Origin of the sequence: Micromonospora sp. CPCC 205561, assembly GCF_036906775.1 — a bacterium.
Taxonomy (GTDB): Bacteria; Actinomycetota; Actinomycetes; order Mycobacteriales; family Micromonosporaceae; genus Micromonospora.
In genome coordinates this window covers 1-3,259 of record NZ_JBAKHV010000114.1, presented here as the reverse complement: position 1 = coordinate 3,259, position 3,259 = coordinate 1, and the positions used below count along the sequence as shown (strand labels likewise).

The 3,259-nt window shown below is 75.5% G+C and carries 1 pseudogene; it reads right to left on the bottom strand.

What is annotated here, in order from left to right:
- Window positions 1–3,247: pseudogene (locus V6V16_RS27665) on the bottom strand (SDR family NAD(P)-dependent oxidoreductase); the annotation flags it as partial.
- Between the last annotated feature and the right edge of the window lie 12 nt (window positions 3,248–3,259).

The following is a 3,259-nucleotide window of genomic DNA, read 5'->3' as shown; positions in this document are numbered from 1 at the left end:
GCTGCTGCGACGGACCATTCGGCGCCGTCAACCCGTTCGACGCACCATCCTGATTCACCGCCGTGCCCCGCACCACCGCCAGGACCCGGCGCCCGTCGCGCCGCGCGTCCGACAACCGCTGCACCACCAGCACCCCGACGCCTTCGCCCCACGCGGTGCCGTCCGCCGACTCGGCAAAGGCCTTGCAGCGGCCGTCCGCCGACAGTCCGCCCTGGCGGGAGAACTCGATGAAGGCACCCGGGGTGGCCATCACGGTGACGCCACCGGCCAGGGCCAGGTCGCACTCGCCCGACCGCAACGCCTGCACCGCCAGGTGCAACGCCACCAACGACGACGAACACGCCGTGTCCACCGTCACCGCCGGCCCCTCGAACCCGAACGAGTACGCCACCCGACCCGACAACACGCTCGCCGAGGCGCCGGTCGCGCCGAACCCGGCGAGCGACTCTCCGGCCTGACGCACGACGGTCTCGTAGTCCTGCCCGTTCGTGCCGGCGAACACCCCGACCCGGCCGCCGCGCAGCGCGAGGGGCTCGATCCGGGCGTCCTCGAACGCCTCCCAGGCGACCTCCAGCAGGAGCCGCTGCTGGGGGTCCATGGCCAGCGCCTCACGCGGCGAGATGCCGAAGAACTCCGCGTCGAAGCCGCCCGCGTCGGCCAGGAACGCCCCCCGCGAGACGTAGGAGTCGGTTCCGGCCAGGGACCCCAGGTCCCAGTGCCGGTTGGTCGGGAAGTCCGACATCGCGTCGACGCCGGCCGTCAGCAGTTCCCAGAGCCCCTCCGGGGATTCGGCGCCGGCGGGGAAACGGCAGCCCATGCCGACGATGACGATCGGGTCGTCGCCCACGACGGGGCCGGTGACGGCGGCGGCGACGGGAAGGGCCTGCCCGCCGAGCAGCTCGGCGTGGATGTGCCCGGCCAGGGCCGCCGAGTTCGGGTAGTCGAAGGCGAGCGTGGTCGGCAACGTGAGGCCGGTCGCCGCGTCGAGCCGGTTGCGCAGCTCGACCGCCGCCAGCGACGTGAAGCCGAGGTCCTGGAAGGCCCGGTCCGGTGCCACCCGCTCGGCGGAGTCGTGGCCCAGCACGGCCGCGACCTCGGCACGCACGAGTTCGCCGAGGACGCGCAGTTGCTCCGCGCCGGACATCCCCGCCAGGCGGAGGCGCAGGTCGGCCGCCGGCACGGTGGCGTCGGCGGTTCCCGCCGCGCCGGCCTCGGCCAGGAGGTCCCGGACCAGCGGGTGGGGGCGCCGACCGCCGGCGGCGGCCACCCGGGCCCAGTCGATGTCGGCCACCACGAGGTACGTCTCGTCGCGGTCCAGCGCCCGGGTGAGGGCGCGTACGGCCGTCTCCGGTGCCATCGCGCCGAAGCCGGTACGCCTCAGCCGCTGCTCGAACTCACCGGCGCTCACCCCGCCGTCGGCCCACAGGCCCCAGCCGAGCGAGGTCGCCGGCAGCCCCTCCGCGCGACGCCGCTGCGCCAGCGCGTCGAGGAAGGCGTTGCCCGGCGCGTAGGTGGTCTGCCCGGCGGCGCCCATGAGGCCGGCGAGGGAGGAGAAGAGCACGAAGGCGGAGAGGTCCAGGCCCCGGGTCAGCTCGTCCAGGTTGCGCGCGGCGTCGACCTTCGCCCGCAGGGCGGTGGCCAGCTGGTCGACGCTGACCGCGTCGACGACGTTGTCGTCTAGGGCGGCGGCGGTGTGCACGACCGCGCTCAACGGAAGCTCGGCGGGGATCGAGTCGAGCAGCGCCGCGAGCGCGGCCCGGTCGGCCACGTCGCAGGACGCGAGGGTGACCCGGCTGCCGAGCCCGGCGAGTTCCTCGGCCAGCGCGGCCGCGCCCGGCGCCTCGCCGCCCCGCCGGCTGACCAGCAGAAGGTGTTCGGCGCCCTCGGCGGCCAGGGTGCGGGCGACGTGCCGGCCGAGGGCCCCGGTCCCGCCGGTGATCAGCACCGTGCCGCGCGGCGTCCAGGAACGGCGCGGGCCGGTGTCCCCGTACGTCGCGCGGACGAGCCTGCGGGCGTGGCCGCCGTTGCGACGCAGGGCGACCTCGTCCTCCCGACCGGTGCCGGCGATCAGCGTCCGGAGCATGCGCACGACGCCCTGGTCGGGCTGCTCGGGGACGTCGACGAGCCCGCCCCACCGGTGCGGGTGCTCGGCGCGCAGCACGCTGCCGAAGCCCCACGCCATGGCCTGCACGGGGTCGACGTGCGGGTCCCGGGAGCCGACGGAGACCGCGCCACAAGTGGCGATCCAGAGCCGGGCGGTGATCCCGGCGTCCCCGAGCGCCTGCGCGAGCGCGACCGTGCCGGCGAGGCCCGTCGGCACGGAGGCGGCCCCGGCGTACGGCCGGGTGTCGAAGGCGAGCAGGGAGAGTACGGGCAGCACGTCCCCGTCGCGGCCGGCCGACGCCTCGACGAGGTCGTGGGCGAGCCGCTTCCGGTCGCACGTGGCGTCGACCTCGACGATCCGCCCGCCGGCGGCGCCAAGTGCGGCGGCCCAGGCCGTCACGGCCGCGTCGGCGTCGGCCGGCACGACGAGCAGGAAGTCGGTCGCCTCGGCGCGGGCGTCGTCGTCCGTGAGCGGCTGCCAGGTCACCCGGTAGCGCCAGGAGTCGAGGGCCGCTTCGGCGTCCCGGCGGCGTCGCCAGGTGGACAGCGCGGGCAGCACGTCCGCGAGCGGGGCGTCGGCGTCGACGGCCAGGCTCTCGGCGAGGGTCGTCAGGTCCTCCGCCTCGATCGCCCGCCAGAAGTCCTCGTCGGCGGCGGTACGCCGGGCGGCGGGGGGACGGTAGGAGCGCGTCGCGACATTGATCCAGTAGCGCCGATGGTCGAAGGCGTAGGTGGGCAGGTCGACCACGCGCGGCCGGGCACCGGTCTGACCGTGGTACGCCGTCCAGTCGACCGGCACACCCGCGACCCACAACTGCCCCAGCGCCTCGGTCAGCGCGGCGACCTCCGACTGGTCCCGCCGCGACGCCGGAATCCGCCGCACGGCGGCATCCGCGACGATCTCCGCCACCATCGCCGTCAACGTCGCGTCGGGGCCGAGCTCCAGGAACGTGTCCACACCCTGCGCACGCAGCGCCGCCACGCCGTCGGCGAACCGCACCGGCTGCCGCACATGCCGCACCCAGTAGCCCGGGTCGGTGACCTCCCCCGCGTCCGCGACCGCACCGGTCACGTTCGACACGACCGGGATCTTCGGCACCCGCCAGTCCAGCCCCGCCACCACCGACCGGAACTCGTCCAGCATCGGCTCCATCAA